This window comes from Pseudomonas sp. KCJK9058 (assembly GCF_046230975.1).
Taxonomy (GTDB): domain Bacteria; phylum Pseudomonadota; class Gammaproteobacteria; order Pseudomonadales; family Pseudomonadaceae; genus Aquipseudomonas; species Aquipseudomonas alloputida.
Genome location: NZ_JBJJLR010000041.1, coordinates 14,253 through 36,772 on the forward strand (window position 1 = coordinate 14,253; position 22,520 = coordinate 36,772).

At 62.9% G+C, this 22,520-nt stretch carries 22 protein-coding genes and 5 tRNA genes; 10 read left to right on the plus strand and 17 right to left on the minus strand.

From position 1 onward, the window contains the following. Positions 1-30 precede the first annotated feature (30 nt). Entirely contained in the window at positions 31-1,128 is a 1,098-nt protein-coding gene (gene thiO, locus ACK59Z_RS19755) for a glycine oxidase ThiO (RefSeq protein ID WP_004577282.1), read from the plus strand. 280 nt (positions 1,129-1,408) lie between these two features. On the opposite strand, the gene ACK59Z_RS19760 is transcribed toward thiO, so the two are convergent. From ACK59Z_RS19760 to ACK59Z_RS19805, 10 genes are all read right to left on the minus strand, one after another. Beyond that, positions 1,409-2,818: an amidase gene (locus ACK59Z_RS19760; RefSeq protein WP_108192018.1), complete on the minus strand. Its 1,410-nt coding sequence runs from the start codon at positions 2,816-2,818 to the stop codon at positions 1,409-1,411. 1 nt (position 2,819) lies between these two features. Then, entirely contained in the window at positions 2,820-4,097 is a 1,278-nt protein-coding gene (locus ACK59Z_RS19765) for a Zn-dependent hydrolase (protein ID WP_108192019.1), read from the minus strand. Positions 4,098-4,248: 151 nt separating this feature from the next. Beyond that, positions 4,249-4,944 (minus strand): ABC transporter ATP-binding protein, encoded by a 696-nt coding sequence (locus tag ACK59Z_RS19770; protein WP_100774543.1) that lies wholly within the window; start codon positions 4,942-4,944, stop codon positions 4,249-4,251. Continuing rightward, positions 4,944-5,696 carry an ABC transporter ATP-binding protein gene (locus ACK59Z_RS19775; protein WP_003247568.1) on the minus strand — a complete coding sequence of 251 codons (753 nt, stop codon included), beginning with the start codon at positions 5,694-5,696 and terminating at the stop codon, positions 4,944-4,946. Before ACK59Z_RS19775 ends, ACK59Z_RS19770 begins: the two co-directional genes overlap by 1 nt. Continuing rightward, complete coding sequence (locus tag ACK59Z_RS19780; protein ID WP_003247567.1) at positions 5,696-6,715, minus strand: branched-chain amino acid ABC transporter permease; 1,020 nt, start codon at positions 6,713-6,715, stop codon at positions 5,696-5,698. The genes ACK59Z_RS19775 and ACK59Z_RS19780 overlap by 1 nt, the downstream gene beginning before the upstream one ends. 1 nt (position 6,716) lies before the next feature. Next, positions 6,717-7,577 carry a branched-chain amino acid ABC transporter permease gene (locus ACK59Z_RS19785; protein ID WP_003247565.1) on the minus strand — a complete coding sequence of 287 codons (861 nt, stop codon included), beginning with the start codon at positions 7,575-7,577 and terminating at the stop codon, positions 6,717-6,719. 65 nt (positions 7,578-7,642) lie between these two features. Beyond that, positions 7,643-8,845 (minus strand): ABC transporter substrate-binding protein, encoded by a 1,203-nt coding sequence (locus ACK59Z_RS19790; protein WP_003247562.1) that lies wholly within the window; start codon positions 8,843-8,845, stop codon positions 7,643-7,645. A 90-nt stretch (positions 8,846-8,935) separates the two neighbouring features. Beyond that, positions 8,936-9,700 (minus strand): FadR/GntR family transcriptional regulator, encoded by a 765-nt coding sequence (locus ACK59Z_RS19795; RefSeq protein WP_108192020.1) that lies wholly within the window; start codon positions 9,698-9,700, stop codon positions 8,936-8,938. A gap of 267 nt (positions 9,701-9,967) precedes the next feature. Next, on the minus strand, positions 9,968-10,198 hold the full coding sequence (locus ACK59Z_RS19800) for a PP0621 family protein (protein WP_014755231.1): 231 nt from the start codon (positions 10,196-10,198) through the stop codon (positions 9,968-9,970). Positions 10,199-10,292: 94 nt separating this feature from the next. Continuing rightward, a complete protein-coding gene (locus ACK59Z_RS19805; RefSeq protein ID WP_003247556.1) occupies positions 10,293-11,312 on the minus strand; it encodes an outer membrane protein assembly factor BamD in 1,020 nt (339 codons plus the stop codon). Between the two features lie 147 nt (positions 11,313-11,459). Between ACK59Z_RS19805 and rluD the strand changes: the two genes are divergently transcribed. The 8 genes from rluD to ACK59Z_RS19845 all read left to right on the plus strand — a co-directional run bounded on the left by rluD (position 11,460) and on the right by ACK59Z_RS19845 (position 16,860). Then, entirely contained in the window at positions 11,460-12,422 is a 963-nt protein-coding gene (rluD, locus tag ACK59Z_RS19810) for a 23S rRNA pseudouridine(1911/1915/1917) synthase RluD (RefSeq protein ID WP_049588123.1), read from the plus strand. After that, positions 12,419-13,159: a peptidoglycan editing factor PgeF gene (gene pgeF / locus ACK59Z_RS19815; RefSeq protein WP_409293588.1), complete on the plus strand. Its 741-nt coding sequence runs from the start codon at positions 12,419-12,421 to the stop codon at positions 13,157-13,159. The genes rluD and pgeF overlap by 4 nt, the downstream gene beginning before the upstream one ends. Positions 13,160-13,408: 249 nt before the next feature. After that, positions 13,409-15,973 (plus strand): ATP-dependent chaperone ClpB, encoded by a 2,565-nt coding sequence (gene clpB / locus ACK59Z_RS19820; protein WP_003247550.1) that lies wholly within the window; start codon positions 13,409-13,411, stop codon positions 15,971-15,973. 444 nt (positions 15,974-16,417) lie between these two features. After that, positions 16,418-16,493: transfer RNA gene (locus ACK59Z_RS19825), tRNA-Asn, on the plus strand. A 4-nt stretch (positions 16,494-16,497) separates the two neighbouring features. Further along, a tRNA-Pro gene (locus ACK59Z_RS19830) sits at positions 16,498-16,574 on the plus strand. A gap of 6 nt (positions 16,575-16,580) precedes the next feature. Then, positions 16,581-16,656 (plus strand) — tRNA-Lys (locus ACK59Z_RS19835). A 46-nt stretch (positions 16,657-16,702) separates the two neighbouring features. Continuing rightward, positions 16,703-16,779, plus strand: a tRNA-Pro gene (locus ACK59Z_RS19840). A gap of 5 nt (positions 16,780-16,784) precedes the next feature. Beyond that, positions 16,785-16,860: transfer RNA gene (locus ACK59Z_RS19845), tRNA-Lys, on the plus strand. A gap of 183 nt (positions 16,861-17,043) precedes the next feature. Here ACK59Z_RS19845 and ACK59Z_RS19850 read toward each other — a convergent pair. The 4 genes from ACK59Z_RS19850 to ACK59Z_RS19865 all read right to left on the minus strand — a co-directional run bounded on the left by ACK59Z_RS19850 (position 17,044) and on the right by ACK59Z_RS19865 (position 19,846). Next, positions 17,044-18,339 (minus strand): NAD(P)/FAD-dependent oxidoreductase, encoded by a 1,296-nt coding sequence (locus ACK59Z_RS19850; protein ID WP_003247549.1) that lies wholly within the window; start codon positions 18,337-18,339, stop codon positions 17,044-17,046. Positions 18,340-18,423: 84 nt separating this feature from the next. Beyond that, positions 18,424-18,597, minus strand: coding sequence for a DUF3094 domain-containing protein (locus ACK59Z_RS19855; protein WP_008091951.1), 174 nt, complete (start codon positions 18,595-18,597; stop codon positions 18,424-18,426). Positions 18,598-18,729: 132 nt separating this feature from the next. Further along, complete coding sequence (locus tag ACK59Z_RS19860) at positions 18,730-19,359, minus strand: DUF1780 domain-containing protein (RefSeq protein ID WP_003247546.1); 630 nt, start codon at positions 19,357-19,359, stop codon at positions 18,730-18,732. 55 nt (positions 19,360-19,414) lie between these two features. Then, a complete protein-coding gene (locus tag ACK59Z_RS19865) occupies positions 19,415-19,846 on the minus strand; it encodes a hypothetical protein (RefSeq protein WP_108191155.1) in 432 nt (143 codons plus the stop codon). 86 nt (positions 19,847-19,932) lie between these two features. Here ACK59Z_RS19865 and ACK59Z_RS19870 point away from each other — a divergent pair, with 86 nt between their 5' ends. Next, on the plus strand, positions 19,933-20,640 hold the full coding sequence (locus ACK59Z_RS19870) for an energy-coupling factor ABC transporter permease (protein WP_014859437.1): 708 nt from the start codon (positions 19,933-19,935) through the stop codon (positions 20,638-20,640). A gap of 193 nt (positions 20,641-20,833) precedes the next feature. Here ACK59Z_RS19870 and yacG read toward each other — a convergent pair whose 3' ends face one another. The 3 genes from yacG to ACK59Z_RS19885 are packed head-to-tail and all read right to left on the minus strand — an operon-like array spanning position 20,834 to position 22,520. Continuing rightward, on the minus strand, positions 20,834-21,034 hold the full coding sequence (gene yacG, locus ACK59Z_RS19875) for a DNA gyrase inhibitor YacG (protein ID WP_003247540.1): 201 nt from the start codon (positions 21,032-21,034) through the stop codon (positions 20,834-20,836). Further along, positions 21,031-21,654 carry a dephospho-CoA kinase gene (gene coaE, locus ACK59Z_RS19880; protein ID WP_004575721.1) on the minus strand — a complete coding sequence of 208 codons (624 nt, stop codon included), beginning with the start codon at positions 21,652-21,654 and terminating at the stop codon, positions 21,031-21,033. Before coaE ends, yacG begins: the two co-directional genes overlap by 4 nt. Next, positions 21,654-22,520, minus strand: coding sequence for an A24 family peptidase (locus ACK59Z_RS19885; RefSeq protein ID WP_108191153.1), 867 nt, complete (start codon positions 22,518-22,520; stop codon positions 21,654-21,656). The genes coaE and ACK59Z_RS19885 overlap by 1 nt, the downstream gene beginning before the upstream one ends.

Consider the following 22,520-nt stretch of genomic DNA (forward strand, 5'->3'; position numbering starts at 1 on the left):
GCGGTTTTACTTCAGGTGTTGGATCGACAGATGAGCAAGCAAGTAGTGGTGGTCGGCGGCGGGGTGATCGGCCTGCTGACGGCATTCAACCTGGCGGCCAAGGTCGGCCAGGTGGTGGTGTGCGATCAGGGTGAGGTTGGCCGAGAGTCGTCTTGGGCTGGCGGAGGCATTGTCTCGCCGTTGTACCCGTGGCGCTACAGCGCCGCAGTGACCGCTCTGGCGCATTGGTCGCAGGACTTTTATCCACAGCTGGGCGAGCGTCTGTTCGCCAGCACTGGCGTCGACCCCGAAGTTCACACCACCGGGCTGTACTGGCTCGACCTGGACGACGAGGCTGAAGCGTTGGCCTGGGCCGCGCGCGAGCAGCGGCCGCTGAGTGCCGTGGATATTTCGGCGGCCTACGATGCGGTGCCGGTGCTGGGCCCGGGCTTCAAGCACGCCATCTACATGGCTGGCGTGGCCAATGTGCGCAACCCACGCTTGGTCAAGTCGCTGAAAGCGGCGTTGCTGGCGCTGCCAAACGTGACCTTGCGCGAACACTGCCAGATCACCGGCTTCGTGCAGGAAAAGGGGCGCGTGACCGGTGTACAGACGGCTGATGGCGTACTGGCGGCGGATGAGGTTGTGCTCAGTGCAGGCGCCTGGAGTGGCGACCTGTTGCGTACCCTTGGCCTTGAACTGCCGGTGGAGCCCGTGAAGGGCCAGATGATCCTGTTCAAGTGTGCTGAAGACTTCTTGCCGAGCATGGTGCTGGCCAAGGGACGTTATGCAATCCCGCGACGTGACGGGCACATTCTGGTGGGGAGCACGCTAGAACACGCCGGGTATGACAAGACCCCGACCGGGGATGCGCTGGAAAGCCTGAAGGCATCGGCGGTGGAGTTGTTGCCTGAGCTTGAAGGCGCCACAGTGGTGGCGCACTGGGCGGGGCTGCGGCCGGGGTCGCCAGAAGGCATCCCTTACATTGGGCCTGTGCCAGGGCATGAAGGGTTGTGGCTGAACTGCGGGCATTATCGCAATGGGCTGGTGTTGGCGCCGGCTTCGTGCCAGCTGTTTACCGATTTGCTGACAGGGGCCGAGCCGATTATCGACCCGGCGCCGTATGCGCCAGAAGGGCGTTTGGGCTGAGGGCCTCTTCGCGGGTAAACCCGCTCCCACACGAGCGGGTTCACCCGCGAAAGGGCCGCAGAAGCCAATACAGATTTCAGCCAGTAATCGGTGCGTGTAGGAGCGGGTTCACCCGCGAAAGGGCCGCAGAAGCCCATACAGATTTCAGCCAGTAATCGGTGCGTGTAGGAGCGGGTTCACCCGCGAAAGGGCCACAGAAGCCCATACAGATTTCAGCCAGTAATCGGTACGTGTAGGAGCGGGTTCACCCGCGAAAGGGCCGCATAAGCCAATACAGATTTCAGCCAGTAATCGGTGCTTGCAAGTGCCGGCTCGGATAATGCTGCTCATACACCTTGCACACCCGCAGCACTTGCTCATCGGCAAAGCGCCCGGCCACCACCTGCAGACCCACCGGCAACCCTTCGCGGGTAAACCCGCAGGGCACCGAGGCTGCTGGCTGTTGGGTCAGGTTGAAGGGATAGCTGAACGGCGTCCACTCCATCCATTGCGCCATCCCCGACCCAGGCGGCACGTTGTGTCCGGCTTCGAACGCCACCAACGGCAGCATCGGCGATACCAGCACGTCATATCGCTGATGAAAGGCATTCATCTTCGCAATCAATTCTGCCCGTGCCTCTAGCGCCTGGGTGTATTCGCCAAGGCTGATCTGTGCGCCTTGTTCGGCAATCCAGCGCAGCCCCGGGTCAAGCAACGCTTTCTGCTCATCGCTCAAGGCACTGGCCAACCGCGCCGCACCGGCAAACCACAGGGTATTGAAGGTTTCCAGCGGGTCGCTGAAGCCCGGGTCCACTTCCTCTACCTGCGCACCCAGCCGCACCAGGCGCTGCACCGCTTGCGCCACCAGTGCCTGGATCTGTGGGTCGACCTGCACGTAACCGAAGTTGGCGCTGTAGGCGATGCGTAGCCCACTCAGATCTTGCTGCTGGCTGAGCCAAGGCGCCTGCCGGGGTGCGCCGGCCAAACCGTCGCGGACATCGGGGCGCGCTACGCAGTCAAGCATCAGCACCGCGTCGTCCACGGTACGCGTCATCGGCCCCAGGTGCGACAGCACGGTCATGGCGCTGGCCGGCCATTGCGGCACATAGCCGAAGGTCGGTTTGATACCGAAGGTGCCGGTGAAGGCGCAAGGGATGCGAATCGAACCACCGGCATCGCTGCCCTGATGCAGCACCCCCAGGTTCAGCGCGGCGGCTGCCGCAGCACCACCAGACGAACCACCGGCAGTCAGCCTGGTATCCCAAGGGTTGCGGGTAATGCCGTACAGCGGGTTGTCGGTCACGCCTTTCCAGCCGAACTCCGGCGTGGTGGTCTTGCCCACCAGCACAGCACCGGCTTCACGCATGAAGGCGCTGAAGGGCGCATCGATTTCCCACGGGCCGGTACCCGAGGTTGTACGCGAGCCTTTGCGGGTGGGCATGCCGCGGGTCAGGGTCAGGTCCTTGATCGAGGCGGGTACGCCATCCAGTCGGCCACAGGGCTCGCCGCGCTGCCAGCGTTGTTCGCTGGCGCGGGCGGCGGCGCGGGCACCTTCGCCGTCTACATGGCAGTAGGCGTTGACCGCCGGGTTATGCAGGTCGATGCGCGCCAGCACATCGTCGACCACCTCGACGGGTGACAACTGGCGGCGCTGGTACAGTTCGAGCAGTTCGACGGCGGTGAGTTCGCCAATCGCGGTTTTCTGGGTCATTTCAACGGGCTCCCGGGTTGGCGGCCTGGAACATGGCGCGCAACAGGACGTCGCAACCATCGGCCAGGTCCTGGGGCGCGGCATTTTCGATTTCGTTGTGGCTGATGCCGCCTTCGCATGGCACGAAGATCATCCCGGCCGGGCCCAGCTCGGCGAGGAAGATTGCATCGTGACCGGCGCCACTGACGATATCCATGTGGCTCAGGCCCAGCGCACGCGCCCCCTGGCGCACGGCATCCACACACTGCTCGGCGAAGTACAGCGGCGGGAAGTCGGCTGTCGGGGTCAGCTGATAGCTCAGGCCATGTTTCGCCGTGCTGTTTTCGATGGCTGCGCGCACTTCGCTGACCATGGCGTCGAGGTGCCCAGGGTCGAGGTGGCGCAGGTCGATGGTCATGTGCACCTGGCCGGGGATGACGTTGCGCGAGCCTGGGTGCAAGGTCAGGCAGCCGACCGTGCCGCAGGCATGTGGCTGGTGCGCGTGAGCGACGCGGTTGACCGCAGCCACCACCTCGGCTGCGCCGACCAATGCGTCCTTGCGCAGGTGCATGGGCGTGGGGCCTGCATGCGCCTCGACGCCGGTGAGGGTCAGGTCGAACCATTTTTGCCCCAGGCAGCCCTGGACCACGCCGATGGTGGTGCGTTGGTCTTCCAGCACCGGGCCTTGCTCGATATGCGCTTCGAAGTAGGCGCCCACGGCATGCCCGGTGGGCACGCGCGGGCCGGCGTAGCCGATGCGCTGCAACTCGGCGCCGACCGACAGACCTTGGTCATCGATCTTTTCCAGGGTTTCCTGCAGGCCGAACTTACCGGCAAACACGCCCGAGCCCATCATGCAGGGCGGGAAGCGCGAACCTTCTTCGTTGGTCCATACCACCACTTCCAGCGGGGCTTCGGTGGCCAGGTCAAGGTCGTTGAGGGTGCGCATGACTTCAAGACCGGCCATGACGCCATAGCAGCCATCGAACTTGCCGCCGGTGGGTTGGGTATCGATGTGGCTGCCGGTCATCACTGGCGCCAGGGCAGGGTTACGGCCGGGGCGGCGGGCGAAGATGTTACCGATGGCGTCGATGCTGACGGTGCAGCCGGCTTCTTCGCACCAGCGCACGAACAGGTCGCGCGCCTGGCGGTCGAGGTCGGTCAGGGCCAGGCGGCATACGCCGCCCTTGGCGGTGGCGCCGAGTTGGGCCAGGTCCATCAATGATTGCCACAGGCGCTCGCGGCTGACCAACGGGCCTTGGCCGAGCAGGTGCTGCGAGGGATCGATGCGGGTGTTCATGGTTCATCTCTCCTGAAATTACTGGGTGGCTTGTACCGGCCTATTCGCGGGTGAACCCGCTCCTACAAAGGCCTCGCAGGGCTGGGGGGGGGACACCTTTGTAGGCGCGGGTTTGCCCGCGAAAGGGCCGGTACAGGTAAGCACGGTCGGGTCAGGCGCTAAGGGCCAGGTAACGGTTCTTGATGCTCGGGTCCTCGCGGAACTGCGCCGCACTGCCCTGGTAAGCGACGCGGCCCTGCTCCAGCACATAGTGGCGATCAGCAAGGGCATCGCAGACCATCAGGTTCTGCTCCACCAGCAGGATCGACAGCCCTTCGTCCTTGATCCGTCGCAGGATCTTCACCAGTTCATCGACAATCACCGGGGCCAGGCCTTCGGTGGGTTCGTCGAGGATCAGCAGCTTGGGGCCGTTGAGCAGGGCGCGGGCGATGGCGAGCATCTGTTGCTCGCCACCGGACAGGGCAAAACCACCGTTGCGGCGACGCTCCTTCAGGCGCGGGAACATGCTGTACACGTCCTCCAACTGCCAGCGGCTGGTCTTGCGCACGGCAATCTTCAGGTTCTCCTCGACGCTGAGCTGGCGAAAGATGCCGCGGTGCTCCGGCACCAGGGCAATGCCCTGCCGGGCGATATCGAAGATTTCGCGGCCGACCAGTTGCTGCCCGTTGAAGCTGATCTGCCCCTGTCGTGGGCGGACGATGCCGAGGATGCTGCGCAAGGTGGTGGTCTTGCCTGCGCCGTTGCGCCCCAGCAGCGTTACCAGTTCGCCTGCCTCGACCTTGAGCGAGACACCTTCGAGCACATGGCTCTTGTCGTAGTAGGAATGGATCGAATCGACGTTGAGCATCAGGCGGCCTCTCCAAGGTAGGCGGTGCGTACGCGCTCGTCGTTGCGCACCTGTTCAGGGGTACCCTCGACCAGGATCTGGCCGTGACTCATCACCGTGATGCGCTGGCTGATCGACATGACAATGCTCATGTTGTGCTCGATCAGTAGAACGGTATGGTCGCGGCCAAGGTCGCTGATCAGGTCGGTCATCACCGGGATGTCGTCGATGCCCATGCCCGAAGTGGGTTCGTCGAGCATCAGCAGGGTGGGCTTGGCGCAGATCGACATGCCCACTTCCAGCACCCTTTGCTGGCCGTGCGACAGCTCGCCCGCCAGTGTTTCGGCACGGGCGCTCAGTTTCAGGCGCTCCAGCACCTGGTCGGCGGTGTTCCAGTGGCTGCGCTTGTGCTCGACGCTGCGCCAGAAGTTCAGCGCGCCCAGGCCATCACGGCCTTGGGCGGCCAGGCGCAGGTTCTCGCGCACGGAAAGGTTCTGGAACAGGCTGGTGAGCTGAAACGAACGCGCCATGCCAAGTGCCACCCGCCCGTGGGACGGCTTGCGAATGATGTCCTGGCCATTGAACAGGATCTTGCCGGCAGTGGCCTGACGTTCGCCGGTCAGGCAGTGGAACAGGCTGGTCTTGCCGGCGCCGTTGGGGCCGATAATGGTGTGGATGGTGCCGGCTCGCACTTTGAGGTCAACGCCCGCGACCGCCTTGAACGGCCCGTAGGCCAGCTCCAGGTCGCGGGTTTCCAGGAGGTAGTCGCTCATCACAGGGTCTCCTTGGTCTTGGCCTGGGGTTTGTCATCGGCATTGCGGGTGGCCAGCAGGCGCTTGCCCAGTTCGGTCAGGCCGCCCCACAGGCCGCCACGCATGAACACCACCACCAGAATCAGGATCACCCCCAGCAGCATCAGCCAGCGTGGCCAAAGTTCCGACAGCACGTCACCCAGCAGCACGATGGCGCCGGCCCCCAGCAGCGAGCCGAACAGTGAGCCGGTGCCGCCGACGATGGTCATGATCAGGATGTTCTCGCTCATCATCAGGTCGATGTTCGACAGCGGCGCAAAGTGCAGCAGCATGGCGTACAGCGCCCCGGCGATGCCGGTGATGGCGCCCGACAGCATGAACACCAGAATCTTGAAATGGCGGGTGTCGTAGCCGATGGCGGCGGCGCGGGTCTCGTTCTCACGGATAGCCAGCAGGGTGCTGCCGAATGGCGAACGGATCACCCGCAGGGCTGCGGCGAAGATCAACAGGAACAGCACCGCGACGAACACATAGAAGTGCCGCGGATCGGCCAGGTCGACCAGCACATGGCCGGCGATTTCGATATTCGGCCGTGGCACATCAAGCAGGCCGTTGTCACCGCCGGTCCAGCCGCTGAGGGTATAGGCCAGGAAGTAGGCCATCTGGCTGAAGGCCAGGGTCAGCATGACGAAGTAGATGCCCGTGCGACGGATCGCCAGTGCGCCCACCAGCAGCGCGAGGAAGGCGCCGAACACAGCTGCGCCAAGCAGCGCGGCGAACATGCCCCACTGCAGGTGGATCATCAGCAGCGCTGCGCCATAGGCGCCCACGCCAAAGAAGATGCCCTGGCCGAACGACAGCAGTCCGGTGTAGCCGAGCAGCAGGTTGCAGGCCAGTGCGGCCATGGCAAAGATCAGGATCTCGGTGGCCAGGGTGGCTGAGGGCAGCAACAGCGGCAGCGCCACCAGGCTGGCAACTACCAGCGACAGCAGCGCCGGGGCGCGGCCCTTGGCGACTGGCAATGGGTTTTTCTCGCTCATCTCAGGCTCTCCCGAACAGGCCGTAGGGACGGACCAGAATCACTGCTGCCATGGCGCCATAGATCATCAGGCTGGCGCCTTGCGGCCAGAGACTGGTCATCATGCTTTGCACCACACCCACCAGCAGGCCGCCAACCAGCGCCCCGCCGAACGACCCCATGCCGCCAATCACCACCACCACGAAGGCAATGCCGAGGATTTCCGGGCCGACGAAGGGCTGGGCGCCCCGTAGCGGCGCAAACAGCACACCCGCCACACCTGCCAGGCCCACGCCCAGGGCGAATGTCAGGGAGAACAGGCGAAAAATGTTGGTGCCCAACAGCGACACGGTTTCGGTGCTTTCGCTACCGGCCCGCACCAGTGCGCCGAAACGGGTGCGTTCCAGCAGCAGCCACAGGCCAATACCGATCAGCGCTGCGAAGCCGATCAGGAACAAGCGGTAGTAGGGGTAGATGAAGTCGCCGAGTATCAGCACCCCGCGCAGTTCAGGTGGCACGGCAATGTTCTTGCCCACCGGGCCCCAGATCAGCACCGACGCTTCCTGGATGATCAGCGCGATGCCGAGGGTGACGAGGATCTGGAAGGTGTGCGGCAGGTGGTAGATGCGTTTGATCAACAGGCGCTCGACCGCCCAGGCCAGCGCGGCCACCACCAGTGGCGCAATCAGCAGCGCCAGCCAGAAGTTGCCGGTGACGGCCACGGCGGTGTAGCACAGGTAGGCGCCCAGCAAGAAAAACGCGCCGTGGGCGAAGTTGACGAAGTTGAGCAGGCCGAAAATGATCGTCAGGCCCACGGCGATGAGGAAGTAGATCATCCCCAGGCCCAGGCCGTTGAGCAGTTGGAACAGGTACAAATCGAGCATGAGCGTGCCCTCGACAGCGCGCCGGGCGGCTGCCTGTACAAGTGTTTGTGACTAACGCCGCAGCTTCAGGCCAGGGCGCAACCGGTGTGATCGACCTCGACGAACGAGCGGCCCGAACTGATGACTTCGGCCAGGTCGTCCTCGTCGCGCATCTGCCCCTGGGGCTTGCCGCGCAGCAGGTAGTAATCCTTGAGCACCTGGTGGTCACCCGGGCGGATCAGTTCTTCGCCGGTCGGGCCCTGGAAGCGCATGCCCTGCAATGCCGCAGACACGGCGGCCCCGTCCAGGCTGCCGGCCTTGACGATGGCCTCGAGCATCACCTTGGTGCCGATGTAGTCGGCGGCCAGCGGGTAGTTGGGGTTGATGCCATAGGCCTTGCGGGTGGCGGCGACCAACTGTTTGTTCAGCGGGGTGTCGACCTGGTGCCAGTACTGCGCACCCAGGTACACGCCCTCGAGCACGTCGCTGCCCAGCTCCTGGAACTGGTCGAGGCCCGCAGACCACACCATCAGCACTTTCATGCGGTCCTTGATGCCGAAGTTGACCGCCTGGCGCAGGGCGTTGGAGGCCTGGCTACCGAAGTTGAGCAGCACCAGCACGTCGGGCTTGGCGGCGATGGCGTTGGTCAGGTAGCCGGAAAATTCCTGCTCCTGCAGCGAGTGGTAGCTGTTGCCGATGTGTTCCACGCCGAGCTCGGCGAACACTTTGCGGGCGTTGTCCAGCAGGGCATCGCCGAATACGTATTGCGGGGTGATGGTGTACCAGCGCTTGGCCTGGGGCAGTTGGCGGCTCATCGGTACCAGGGTTTCGCGGATGGCACCATAGGTGGGCACCGACCAGCGGAAGGTTGAGGCATTGCAGTCCTTGCCGGTGATTTCATCGGCGCCCACAGGCGTCATGAACACGCCGCCGGCTTTGTGGATTTCCTTGGACACCGCCAGTGCCGAAGACGACAGGGTGCACCCCTGGAAGAAGCGTGCGCCATCCTGGCCGATGGCTTCCTGCACCTTGCGCACCGCCTTGCCGGCGTTGCCTTCGGTGTCGATGACTTTGTACTTGAGCGGGTGGCCGAGCAACTGCGGGTGCTCGGCGATGGCCAGGCGCGAGCCCATGTCGGCGTACTTGCCGTAGCTGGCGAAGGCGCCCGACATGGACTTGAGCCCATAGAAGGTCAGCGGTTGGTCGGCGAATGCCCGGTGTGCCCCCAAGGGGAGGCTACCTAAGGCACCCAGGGCAAGGCCTGCCTTGAGCAGGGTACGTCTTTGCATGAGTAACTCCTTGTTTGTGGTTATTAGGCAGGAGTGGCAATGACAAAGCGGGTACGGCCGGGCCTGTGTGCAGGCCTCTTTACAGGCGCATCAGTGGTGGTGATCGAACTCCAGCAGGAAGTTACGGGCAACCTCGCCTTCCAGCGCGGTCATGTGGTGCTCGGCGTCGCACATGTGTTCGTGCATCAGCCGGCGTACGGCGGGTTCGTCGCTGGTGCGCAAGGCGGTCAGCAGTTGCTTGTGGTAGCCGATGTTGGCGGCGGCGAACTGCTGGCGCTTGGGCAGGTAGGCCTTTTTCAGCACCACCAGGTCGCGCAGCAGGTCGTTGAGGAACACCGCCATGAAACGCAGCAACGGGTTGGGGCAGCGGTCGGCCAGCAGGGTGTGGAATTCAAGCTCCGCCAGGCGCTGCTCACGCTGGCCTTCTTCGCTGTCTTCCGGCGCGCTGCAGAAGTCGATGTTGGCCTGCAGCGCGGCATAATCGGCCTCGCTCAGCTTGCCCATCACCGACACCGCCAGTTCTACCTCGATGACTTTGCGCAGCTGGTACACCTGTTCGCCATCCAGGTGCTGGAAATGCAGGTAGTTGCGCAGCGCGCGGCTGGCTGGCTCGGTGCCCACTTCGTTCAGGTAGGCGCCCCCGGTCGGGCCGGTGCGGGTGCTGACCAGGCCTTCGACTTCGAGCGCCTTGAGCGCTTCGCGGGCGGTACCCTTGGAACATTCGAAATGCTCCATCAGCTCACGTTCGGTGGGCAGGCGGTCGCCGGGGTGCAGCGCTTCGGTGACGATCGAGCGCTTGACTGATTCGACGATCACATCGGACAGCTTCTGGCGCTTGCGTTTGGGTTTGAGCATTTCGCTATTTTTCATATTTATGCGGATAAATAGGATTTAGCGAATTTTGGCCGGGCGGGTCAATGCTGGTGCTGGGGGAGGGGTCGTAAATGGTGTGAAAGGGTCGGGGAGGGATATGTGGAACACGAAATTGCAGATAAAAACTGTGGGAGCGGGCGTGCCCGCGAACACCGGCGAAGCCGGTGCCATACACCGTGGTGCCTGCTTCGCGGGCAAGCCCGCTCCCACAGATTTCGAATTGTTTTCAGGATTGAACAGACATCGTGTTCAGCCTTGGTGGCCAGGGCCCTGCTGCAGGTGGGCCTGGCTGCAATACCACTCATTACCCTGCTGCAGCGCCCGGTCGTTGGGCAGGTGGACGCCGCAATGGGCACAGCGCACCATCTTCAGCGGCGCATCCAGCTTCGCCTCGGGGTGCGACTGCTGGCTGACTTTGAACTTGCGCCACAGCCAGAACGCGGCGGCGATCAGGGCGATCCAGAAAAGTAGGCGAACCATGGTGTCCAGCTTGTCGATTGAAGAAGCCAACAGTCTAGGACGCGGCCAATAAAAAAGGGAGGCCCAAGGCCTCCCTTTCATTCACCGCTGAAGGTCAGTCGAACAAACCAAAGGTCATGTAGCTGAACCAGGAACGGTCTTTCTCGGCTTCTTTCGGGCCTTCCGGCACGATCGGGTCGCCGTTCTCGTCTTTAGGCAGCAGCTCTCGCGGCATCTCGTCGCGCGCGTCCTGGAACTGCTTGACCACGTCCTGGTTGGCGCGGGTTTCGCCTGGCGGCAGCGGGGTCTCGGTTTCGATCAGGCCCAAGGTGGCCTTGGACAGCCAGCCGCGGCCGTCAGACTCGGTCTGCTTGGGCTGGAACTCGCCATCGACCAGGCTCGGGTGGTCCGGGTAGTTGAGCTTGAGGGTTTCCAGGCTCGTGGCGGCCAGTTCGTCCAGGTGCAGCTTCTGGTACGACTCGACCATCACCGCCAGGCCGTCACCGACGGACGGGGTTTCCTGGAAGTTTTCGACCACGTAGCGGCCACGGTTGGCAGCCGCTACATAAGCCTGGCGGCTCAGGTAGTAGTCGGCCACGTGGATTTCGTACGAAGCCAGCAGGTTGCGCAGGTAGATCATGCGCTGCTTGGCGTCTGGCGCGTAGCGGCTGTTGGGGAAACGGCTGGTCAGCTGGGCGAACTCGTTGTACGAGTCGCGGGCGGCGCCCGGGTCACGTTTGGTCATGTCCAGCGGCAGGAAGCGCGCCAGCAGGCCACGGTCCTGGTCGAACGAGGTCAGGCCCTTGAGGTAGTAGGCGTAATCGACGTTCGGGTGCTGCGGGTGCAGGCGGATGAAGCGCTCGGCGGCCGACTTGGCGGCCTCGGGCTCAGAGTTCTTGTAGTTGGCGTAGATCAGCTCGAGCTGCGCCTGATCGGCATAGCGGCCGAACGGGTAGCGCGACTCCAAGGCCTTGAGCTTGTTCACGGCGCTGGTGTAGCTGGAGTTGTCCAGATCAGCCTGGGCCTGCTGGTACAGTTCGGCCTCGCTGAGGTTCTCGTCAATGACCTCTTTATTAGAGGAACAGGCCGCGGTAAGCCCGAGGATGGCGATCAGCAGCAGGTGTTTCACTCGCATGGCGGCTTGCGTCCCTTTGACGGCCGCTGTCTTGGGCGGTGCCGTCCTGTTATGATGAGCGCCCCGGCCAACCCCGGGACAAAAGAAGCCGTATTTAACCACAAGCTCGCAGCCGAAACCAAAGGCTGTGCGCCCGCCGAATCGAGCATGTCCGAGATCATTCAACTTAGCGCAGAGGTACCGTCCGAACTGGGCGGCCAACGCCTCGACCAGGTCGCCGCCCAATTGTTCGCCGAGTACTCGCGTTCGCGGCTAACTTCGTGGATCAAAGAGGGCCGCCTGACGGTCGATGGTGCAGTCGTGCGCCCTCGAGACCTTGTTCATGGTGGCTCTCAGCTTGCCCTGGAGGCCGAGCAAGAGGCCCAGGGCGAGTGGATCGCAGAAGATATCGAACTGGATATCGTCTACGAAGACGACCACATCCTGGTGATCAACAAGCCTGCCGGGCTGGTTGTGCACCCGGCGGCCGGGCATGCCAGCGGCACCCTGCTCAACGCGCTGCTGCACCATGTGCCAGACATCGTCAACGTGCCGCGCGCCGGTATCGTGCACCGCCTGGACAAGGACACCACCGGCCTGATGGTGGTGGCCAAGACCCTGCAGGCGCAGACCAAGCTGGTCGAGCAGATGCAGGCCCGCAAGGTCAGCCGCATCTACGAGTGCATCGTGATTGGGGTGGTGACCGCCGGTGGCAAGATCGACGCGCCCATCGGCCGTCACGGCGGCATGCGCCAGCGCATGGCTGTAACCGACGGCGGCAAGCCGGCGGTCAGCCACTACCGCGTACTCAAGCGCTTCCGCTCGCACACCCATGTGCGGGTCAAGCTGGAAACCGGCCGTACCCACCAGATTCGCGTGCACATGGCCCACGTGGGTTTCCCGCTGGTTGGCGACCAGACGTACGGCGGGCGCTTCCGTATTCCGCCCGCTGCCAGCCCGACCATGGTCGAGGCGGTCAAGACCTTCCCGCGCCAGGCGCTGCATGCGCGTTTCCTCGCCTTGGCCCACCCGATTACCGGTGAAGTCATGAAGTGGGAATCGCCACTGCCGGATGACTTCGTCTGGTTGCTGTCGCTGCTGAACCAGGACCGCGAGAGCTTCATCGGATGAGTGACCTGACGCAGGCGTTGCTGTTCCCCGACTGGCCGGCCCCGGCCTCGGTACGCGCCTGTGTCACCACCCGTCAGGGCGGCGTCAGCCTGCCGCCTTACGAAACCTTCAACCTCGGCGACCATGTTGGGGATGACCCTGCCGCGGTCGCCGAGAACCGCCGCCGCCTGAGCGAACAGTTCACCATCCAACCGGCCTGGCTCAAACAGGTGCATGGGCGGGTGGTGGCGGATGCCGACCCGGCGGTGGTCGCCGAGGCCGATGCCAGCTGGACCCGCCAGCCTGGCATTGCCTGCACCGTGATGACCGCCGATTGCCTGCCTGCGCTGTTCTGCGACCGTGCCGGCACACGCGTGGCGGCGGCACATGCGGGCTGGCGCGGGCTGGCGGGTGGCGTGCTGGAAGCCACGCTGGACCGGCTGGCGCTGCCGCCAGCAGAGGTGCTGGTGTGGTTGGGGCCTGCCATCGGCCCGCAAGCGTTCGAAGTGGGGCTGGAAGTGCGTGATGCGTTTACCGCCGTGCACCCGCAAGCAGCTCGGGCATTCGTCGACGGCGAACGGCCAGGCAAGCTGTTGGCGGATATCTATGAGCTGGCGCGTATTCGCCTGGCTGCCCGTGGCGTGACTGCTGTTTATGGCGGTGGTTTGTGCACGGTCAGTGATGCGCGGTTCTTCTCCTATCGCCGTACCCCGCAGGGTGGGCGTTTTGCATCGTTGGTCTGGCTGGACCCGCGCTAGCCTGTACCGGCCTCTTCGCTGGCACGCCCGCTCCTACAGAGATTCCGCAAACGTTGAAACCGGTGGTGTACCTGTGGGGGCGAGCATGCCCGCGAATGGCCCCCATTAATCCAACAGGTTGACTTTGGTCAACCCCGCTACGCTTGAATCTTCCAGAATCAGCCTTATCTATAAAGGCATCTCAGGCAGGTTTCTTTATAAACAGGCGCTGTCCATCGCTCCGACCTGCCCTTTAAAGGAAGGTACACCATGCGAATAGACCGTTTAACCAGCAAGCTGCAACTTGCAATATCCGATGCCCAGTCTTTGGCCGTTGGCATGGACCACCCTGCCATCGAGCCCGTGCACCTGTTACAGGCGCTGCTCGAACAGCAGGGCGGTTCCATCAAGCCGCTGCTGATGCAGGTAGGCTTCGACATCAATGGCCTGCGCCAGGGGCTGGTGAAAGAGCTCGACCAACTGCCAAAAATACAGAACCCTACCGGCGACGTGAACATGTCGCAGGACTTGGCACGCCTGCTTAACCAGGCAGACCGCCTGGCACAGCAGAAGGGCGACCAGTTCATTTCCAGCGAGCTTGTGCTGTTGGCCGCCATGGACGAAAACAGCAAGCTCGGCAAGCTGCTGCTGAGCCAGGGCGTGAGCAAGAAAGCGCTGGAAAATGCCATCAACAACCTGCGTGGCGGCGCGGCAGTGAATGACGCCAACGCCGAGGAATCGCGCCAGGCGCTGGACAAATACACCGTCGACCTGACCAAGCGTGCCGAAGAGGGCAAGCTGGACCCTGTCATTGGCCGTGACGATGAAATCCGCCGTACCGTGCAGGTGCTGCAACGCCGTACCAAGAACAACCCGGTGCTGATCGGTGAGCCTGGCGTGGGTAAAACCGCCATCGCCGAAGGCCTGGCCCAGCGCATCATCAATGGTGAAGTGCCCGACGGCCTCAAAGGCAAGCGGCTGCTGGCGCTGGACATGGGCGCGCTGATTGCCGGTGCCAAGTACCGCGGTGAGTTCGAAGAGCGCTTGAAAAGCCTGCTGAACGAATTGTCCAAGCAGGAAGGCCAGATCATCCTGTTCATCGACGAACTGCACACCATGGTCGGCGCCGGCAAAGGCGAGGGTGCCATGGACGCCGGCAACATGCTCAAGCCGGCCCTGGCCCGCGGCGAGCTGCATTGCGTAGGTGCCACCACGCTGAACGAGTACCGCCAGTTCATCGAAAAGGACGCCGCCCTGGAGCGCCGTTTCCAGAAAGTGCTGGTCGAGGAGCCGAGCGAGGAAGACACCATCGCCATCCTGCGTGGCCTGAAAGAGCGTTATGAAGTGCACCACAAGGTGGCCATCACCGACGGTGCAATCATCGCTGCGGCCAAGCTCAGCCACCGCTACATTACCGACCGCCAGCTGCCGGACAAGGCCATTGACCTGATCGACGAAGCGGCCAGCCGCATCCGCATGGAGATTGACTCCAAGCCAGAAGTGCTCGACCGCCTTGATCGCCGCCTGATCCAGCTGAAGGTGGAGTCGCAGGCGCTGAAGAAAGAAGAAGACGAAGCGGCGAAAAAGCGCTTGGAGAAGCTGACCGAGGAAATCGAGCGGCTGGAGCGTGAGTATTCCGACCTGGAAGAAATCTGGGCTTCGGAGAAAGCTGAAGTGCAGGGCTCGGCGCAGATCCAGCAAAAGATCGAGCAGTCTCGCCAGGAGCTGGAAGCCGCCCGTCGCAAAGGCGACCTGAACCGCATGGCCGAACTGCAGTACGGGGTGATCCCGGACCTGGAGCGCAGCCTGCAGATGGTCGACCAGCACGGCAAGACCGAAAACCAATTGCTGCGCAACAAGGTCACCGAGGAAGAAATTGCCGAAGTGGTGTCGAAGTGGACCGGCATTCCTGTGGCCAAGATGCTCGAAGGCGAGCGTGAGAAGCTGCTGAAGATGGAAGAGCTGCTGCACCAGCGCGTGATTGGCCAGAGCGAGGCGGTAACCGCCGTAGCAAACGCCGTGCGCCGCTCGCGTGCCGGCCTGTCCGACCCGAACCGGCCAAGTGGTTCGTTCCTGTTCCTCGGCCCGACCGGTGTGGGCAAGACCGAACTGTGCAAGGCGCTGGCCGAGTTCCTGTTCGACACCGAAGAGGCGATGGTGCGCATCGACATGTCCGAATTCATGGAGAAGCACTCCGTAGCGCGCCTGATCGGTGCACCACCAGGCTATGTAGGGTATGAAGAGGGCGGTTACCTGACCGAGGCCGTGCGGCGCAAGCCTTACTCGGTGGTGCTGCTGGATGAGGTGGAAAAAGCCCACCCGGATGTGTTCAACGTGCTGCTGCAGGTGCTGGAAGACGGCCGCCTGACTGACAGCCACGGGCGCACCGTGGACTTCCGCAACACCGTGATCGTGATGACCTCCAACCTGGGCTCGGCGCAGATTCAGGAACTGGTAGGTGACCGCGAGGCACAGCGTGCGGCAGTGATGGATGCGGTGGGGGCACACTTCCGTCCGGAGTTCATCAACCGCATCGACGAAGTGGTGGTGTTCGAGCCATTGGGCCGCGAGCAGATTGCCGGTATTACCGAAATTCAGCTCGGCCGCCTGCGCAGCCGCCTGCTGGAGCGCGAACTGTCGCTGAGCCTGAGCCCAGAGGCGTTGGACAAGCTGATTGCCGTGGGTTACGACCCGGTGTACGGCGCGCGGCCGCTGAAGCGGGCGATCCAGCGCTGGATCGAGAACCCGCTGGCGCAGCTGATTCTGGCCGGCAAGTTCCTGCCCGGTACGGCGATCACCGCCAAGGTGGAAGGCGACGAAATCGTCTTTGGCTGATTGTGTTGCACCATGAGCCCCGCGTTTGCGGGGCTTTTTTCTGCCTGTTGCCCATGCCGGCCCCTTCGCGGCCAACCCTGCGCAGATTTTTGCAGGCTAGGCAGCCCCTCGTAGGCGCGGGTTTAGCCGTGAAAGGGCCGGCACAGCCCAGCTATTTCGGGCCTTTGCGCCAATCTTGGATAACCGCCTGAAATTTTTGAAATTTTTGCTTGCATCAAATTTAGAGTGCCCCTAATATACGCCGCGTTGTCAGGCACTAAGCGAATCACCAGCAACATCAGTGATCGCAAAACAACTTACAAATCAGTAAGTTGAATGAAAAAAAGTGGTTGACAAGCAAAACGAAGAATGTAGAATAGCCGGCCTCAGCAGCGACAACGCGAAAGCGAAGAAGCTAAAGAGTCCGAAGCGAACACAGTCTTCGGAGTTGTACCGAAGTTCAGTTCCGCGATAGCTCAGTCGGTAGAGCAAATGACTGTTAATCATTGGGTCCCTGGTTCGAGTCCAGGTCGCGGAGCCAATCTCGGGGTGTAGCGCAGTCCGGTAGCGCGCCTGCTTTGGGAGCAGGATGTCAGGAGTTCGAATCCCCTCACCCCGACCATTTTCCGGGTCGTTAGCTCAGTTGGTAGAGCAGTTGGCTTTTAACCAATTGGTCGTAGGTTCGAATCCTACACGACCCACCATGTAGAAAAGGGCATCTCAAAGAGATGCCCTTTTTTTTGAAACACTCGGGGTGTAGCGCAGTCCGGTAGCGCGCCTGCTTTGGGAGCAGGATGTCAGGAGTTCGAATCCCCTCACCCCGACCATTTTTGGGTCGTTAGCTCAGTTGGTAGAGCAGTTGGCTTTTAACCAATTGGTCGTAGGTTCGAATCCTACACGACCCACCATGAACAAAGGGCATCTCGCATGAGATGCCCTTTTTCTTTTGCCTCGAAAAATGTGCCCATCGGTGCAAACCCACCTGTTTGCCACACCGCCCCTTTGTAGGAGCGGGTTCACCCGCGAATGCGATGGTGGCTGCACTGCCGCATTCGCGGGTAAACCCGCTCCTACAGGGCATGGGGCGCCTGTCAGTGCAGCTTCAGGCGCGGCTCGGTACCCCGGCCAATCTTGCTGCCCAGCATCATCAACGCCGTGCGGAAGAACCCGTACAGCGCCATCTGGTGCATGCGGTACAGCGACACATAGAACATCCGCGCCAGCCAGCCTTCCAGCTTCACGCTGCCCATCAGGTTACCCATCAGGTTGCCCACCGCCGAGAAGCGCGACAGCGACACCAGCGAGCCATAGTCCTTGTACTCGTACGTCGGCAGGGCCTTGTTCTCCAGGCGCGCCTTCAGGCTTTGCGCCAGCATCGAAGCCTGCTGGTGCGCCGCCTGTGCGCGCGGCGGCACGTTGCGGTCGCTGCCAGGCTGCGGGCAGGCGGCGCAGTCACCGAAGGCGAAGATGTTGTCGTCGCGGGTGGTTTGCAGGGTAGGGCGCACGACCAGCTGGTTGATGCGGTTGGTTTCCAGGCCATCGATGTCCTTGAGGAAACCTGGCGCGCGGATACCGGCTGCCCACACCTTCAGGCTGGCCTGGATCACCTCACCGTCCTTGGTTTTCAGGCCGTCCTCGGTCACTTCACTGACTGCGGCGTTGGTCATCACCTTCACACCGAGTTTTTCCAGGGTTTTGTGAACCGGTACGCTGATGCGCTCCGGCAGCGCCGGCAGAACGCGCGGGCCGGCCTCGATAAGGGTGATGTGCATGTCCTTGGGCTGGATGCGGTCCAGGCCATAGGCCGCCAGCTCGTGGGCAGCGTGGTGCAGCTCGGCCGCCAGCTCTACACCGGTGGCACCGGCGCCGACAATGGCCACGCTGATTTTCTCGCTGGCCACGTCGCCGGCGTGGGCACGCAGGTAGTGGTTCAGCAGTTGCTGGTGGAAACGCTCTGCCTGCTTGCGGGTATCCAGGAACAGGCAGTGCTGCGCTGCGCCCAGGGTGCCGAAGTCGTTGGTGTTGGAGCCCACGGCAATCACCAGGGTGTCGTAGCCCAGGGTGCGCGCAGGCAGCAGCTCGCGGCCCTCTTCGTCGAGGGTGGCAGCCAGTTGAATCTGCTTGCCTTCACGGTCCAGGCCGCTCATGCGCCCCAGCTGGAAATTGAAGTGGTTCCACTTGGCCTGAGCCACGTAGTTCAGTTCGTCTTCCGAGGAGTTCAGCGAGCCGGCGGCCACTTCGTGCAGCAGTGGCTTCCAGATGTGCGTGAGGTTGGTGTCCACCAAGGTGATTTCGGCCTGCTTGCGCTTGCCCAGGCTTTTACCCAGGCGGGTCGCCAGTTCCAGGCCGCCGGCGCCGCCGCCGACAATCACGATGCGATGAGTCATGGGAATATCTCATAAGGTTTACGGAATTCGTGGCCCTGGGGGCCGGCCGCAAACTGCATGAGGGGAGGGCGAGCGCGAAGCAGCTCATAGCACCAGTCCACTCAGCAGGCGGCTGATGAGACCCAACCCGATGGTCACGGCCAGCACCAGCACAAGGAGCAGCCACGGCCGGAAGGGCCTGCGCTCGACTTGGTGCTGGGGGGCTCGCAGATACTCATCGACACGACGCTGATCTTCCGGGTTCAGGCGACTGGTCATGGTGGGCCTCGTCAGGTAGACGTTTGTGACTGCGCAAACGCTACAGCGTTCGCGCAGGCGCTTGAAACAAATGATAATGCTTTCTATCCCTGGCGCCGAGTGTACGCCATCGCAAACAGTCGCTGCACTGGATCAAAGACTGATGCCTACGTCGAAGACGATGCTGCGGCCCAGGTTGCCGCGCAGGAAATCCGGCGCATCGGGGTGGGCAAACAGTACCCGGGCAAAGGTTGGCCCAACCAGCGACAGCGAGCGCCAACCCTGGCGCAGGTATTCGGTAGGCGGCGGGAAGTGGGTGTTGAGGTCGAGCACTTCGCGCTTGAGGCTGGAGAACGCGATGATGTCCAGCTCGTTCAGCTCCAGCCCGCGTTCCCGGTAATTGTGCGCCTTCTTGCGCAAGGTGGGCGCCAGGCGCCCCAGCAGTTCGGTGGCACTGATGCGCCGTGGGCGTGCTTCGCGGCGTACCAGCTGCGCCAGGGAAAACGCACTGCGCCGCCGCTGCAGTTCCTCGCGCCATTCATCGTTCAGCCGGCGGCCCTCGTCGAGCACGAAAAACACCTCGAAGGCGGCGTCGCGGAACAGCACGTCTGGTGGCTCCTGCCCCGCCGGGGTGAAGTCCTCGCTGCGGTAGGGAATGTTCAGCCCCTGCAACAGGCGCTGGCACACCCAACGCTCCCGCTCCCACTTACGGGCGTTGGAGAGAAAGGCATTGGCTTGTTCGGCCTGGATGGTAAGCAGGCGCAGGTAGTCTGAGTCATCCATGCAGACAAGCTTAGCCGCTAATCGATGACGGTAAGATGCTGTTTAAGCGTGAGAATCAGCCCAGCACTGGCCACTGCTGCACCAGCCCGACCAGATGCACCAGGCCAAAGCCCAGGCAGATCAGCGAACTGACCACGATAAAACGCTGCGAACGCCCGGTGCCCGCCAGCAATACTGGCCCCAGCAGGCCGCGTAGCAAGTACACCAGGGTGATCAGGCAAATGACTGGCAGCAGCAAGGGCAGCCGCCCGATCGCCCCGGCAGCCGACAGCGCATAGGCCGACCAGGCCTGCAACACGCAGGCGATAGCGGCGGTGATCAGCGCCGGGTAGCAGCGGCCCTTTTCGGCGGCCACCGCCATGCGCTCACCGGCCCCGAACAAACGGTACCAACGCGGCCCTACGGCGATGATGGCCAGGTGAAGTACGCCGATGATGGCGTTGAGTGCCGCTGCCAGTAGCAGGGCGGGGTTGGTTCCTTCCAGCATGACCAATGCTTCCTGCATCGAATGGAAGCGTCAGCCTACCGCAGCCGAAGGAATGGGAGAATGGGTGTAGACTCGGTTTTATCCACATGGCCGCAAAGGGTATTGTTCAGGTGATCAGCGCGCAGGTGTTATCCGGCACCACCCTTACCCTTGGCTGGCTGGGTTATGTGCCGTTGTTGATCTGGGCGGTGAGCCGGGTTCGCTGGGTGGAACTGTTTACCGACCGGCGCCGCCAGCATTTGCTGTTTGGCACGGTGTTCTGCCTGTTTGCGCTGTGGCTGGTGCGGCGCGACTTTGATACCGGGGTGTCGTACCACTTTATTGGCATGACGGCGGTCACCCTGTTGCTGGACTGGCCGCTGGCGGTGCTGGGTGGCTTCATGGCCCAGCTTGGCTTGCTGGCGCTTGGGCGACAAGACCTGGCGGCGTTGGGGGTGAACGGCTTGTTGCTGATTGGTTTGCCAGTGCTGATTACCGAAGTGTGCGCGATAGTGGTCGAGCGCGCCCAGCCGCGAAACCTGTTCGTTTATATCTTCTGTTCGGGGTTCTTCCCGGCAGCGCTGACCGTGCTGATTTGCGTCCCCGCAGCGCTAGGGGTGTTGTGGCTGGACGGGCGTTTTGCCCTGCCGGAGTGGCTCAGCGACTTTGTCGGCTACCTGTGGCTGATGATGTTCCCCGAGGCGTTCATCAACGGCATGGTGATCAGTGCGCTGGTGGTGTTTTGCCCCGAGTGGCTGGAAACCTTCAACCGCACACGGTATTTGCAGGCGCCCTGGAAGGAAGATGAGCGGTGAATGTGTGGTGGCTGTGCCGGCCTCTTCGGGGGTAATGCACAGCACTCAGAGGTTGCACTCTCACTGTGGGAGCGGGCATGCCCGCGAACACGGGCGAAGCCCGTGCCATCCACTGCGCCGCCTGCTTCGCGGGCTTGCCCGCTCCCACAGGTACCGCGCGGGTTGTGGGCCCGCGTTGTATTTGTGGATCAGCTCAATGCCGCGGCTCCAGGTCCCCCGAATACAGCTCATCTTCGGACCCTTCCGACCCCGCAATCTTGTGCTCCTCGGCTGCCCAGGCGCCCAGGTCGATCAGCTTGCAACGGTCCGAACAAAACGGTCGGAACGCGTTTTTTTCGCTCCATTCCACAGGCGCGCCGCAAGTTGGGCAATCGACGGTCAATGGCTGGCTCATGGCTGGCCTCCTTTCAAAGTCAGGTAAAAGTGGTGCAGGCGGTCAATCTGCTCATGCAGCGCGGCCAGGCCGCCGTCGTTGACCACCACATCATCGGCATGGCGCAGGCGATCCTCACGGGCCAACTGCGCCTGCAAAATGGCCTGCACGTGCTCGGCACTGGTGTTGTCCCGCGCCAGGGTACGGGCTATTTGCAGGTCCTGCGGCGCATCGATCACCAGTACGCGTTGGGTCTTATGGTGCTGGCCCGATTCGATCAGCAGCGGCGACACATAGACCGCATAAGGCGACTGCGCCTTGGCCAGATAGCTGAAAATCTCCTGACCGATCAGCGGGTGCAGCAGTTGCTCCAGCCATTTGCGTTGCGCCGGGTCGGCGAAAATCAGCTGGCGCAGGGCGGCGCGATCGAGCTGGCCGTCGCCCTGCAGCACGCCCGGGCCGAAGCGCTCGACGATGCTGGCCAGGGCCGGGCGACCAGGTTCGACAACCCAGCGCGCCGCCTGGTCGGCATCGACCAGGTGTACGCCAAGCTCGACAAAGCGCTCGGCAGCGGCGCTTTTGCCGCTACCAATGCCGCCGGTCAGGCCGAGAATCCAGGGGGTAAAGGCCGCAGTGGTCATCAGTATCCAAGCAGTTGCATGTATGAGGCGTATATTTCATCACCCCAGAGCACGGCAATCCACCCCGCAATTGCCAGATAAGGGCCAAACGGGATTGCCTTGCCCATGGCATGCCGGCGAAAACGCAGCAGGTACAGGCCAACAAGCGCCCCCACCACTGACGACAACAGCAGTGTCAACGGCAGCACCTGCCACCCCCCCCACGCCCCAATCAGCGCCATCAGCTTGAAATCGCCATAGCCCATGCCCTCCTTGCCGGTGACCAGCCTGAACACCCAGTACACCGTCCACAGGCTGAGGTACCCGGCCACTGCGCCCCACAGTGCGTCGGCCAGGGGCACATGGATGCCAAAGGCATTGACGATCAGCCCTAGCCACATGGTCGGCAGCACCAGCACATCCGGCAGCAGCTGGTGGTCCGCATCGATCAGGCTCAGCGCCAGTAGGCACCAGGTCAGCGGCAACGCCAGCAACGCCTCTACTGAAGCGCCGAAGCGCCAGGCCACCACCAGCGACAGCAGCGCACTGGCCACTTCAACGAGCGGGTAACGCAGGCTGATGCGGTTTTTGCAGGACGAACAGCGCCCGCCCAAGGCCAGGTAGCTGATGACCGGAATGTTTTCCCACGCACGAATCCGGTGCGCGCAGTGTGGGCACCGGGAGGCCGGCAGGCACAGGTCGAAACGCGGGTGCTGCGTGGTCGGCAGCCCCAATACCTCTTGCGCCTCACGCTGCCATTGCCGCTCCAGCATGATCGGCAGGCGATACACCAGCACGTTGATAAAGCTGCCCACCAGCAGGCCGAGCACCGTGGCAAGGGAGAGGAAATACGCTGGCTGTTCAGCCAGCAAAGCCCATAAAGTCAT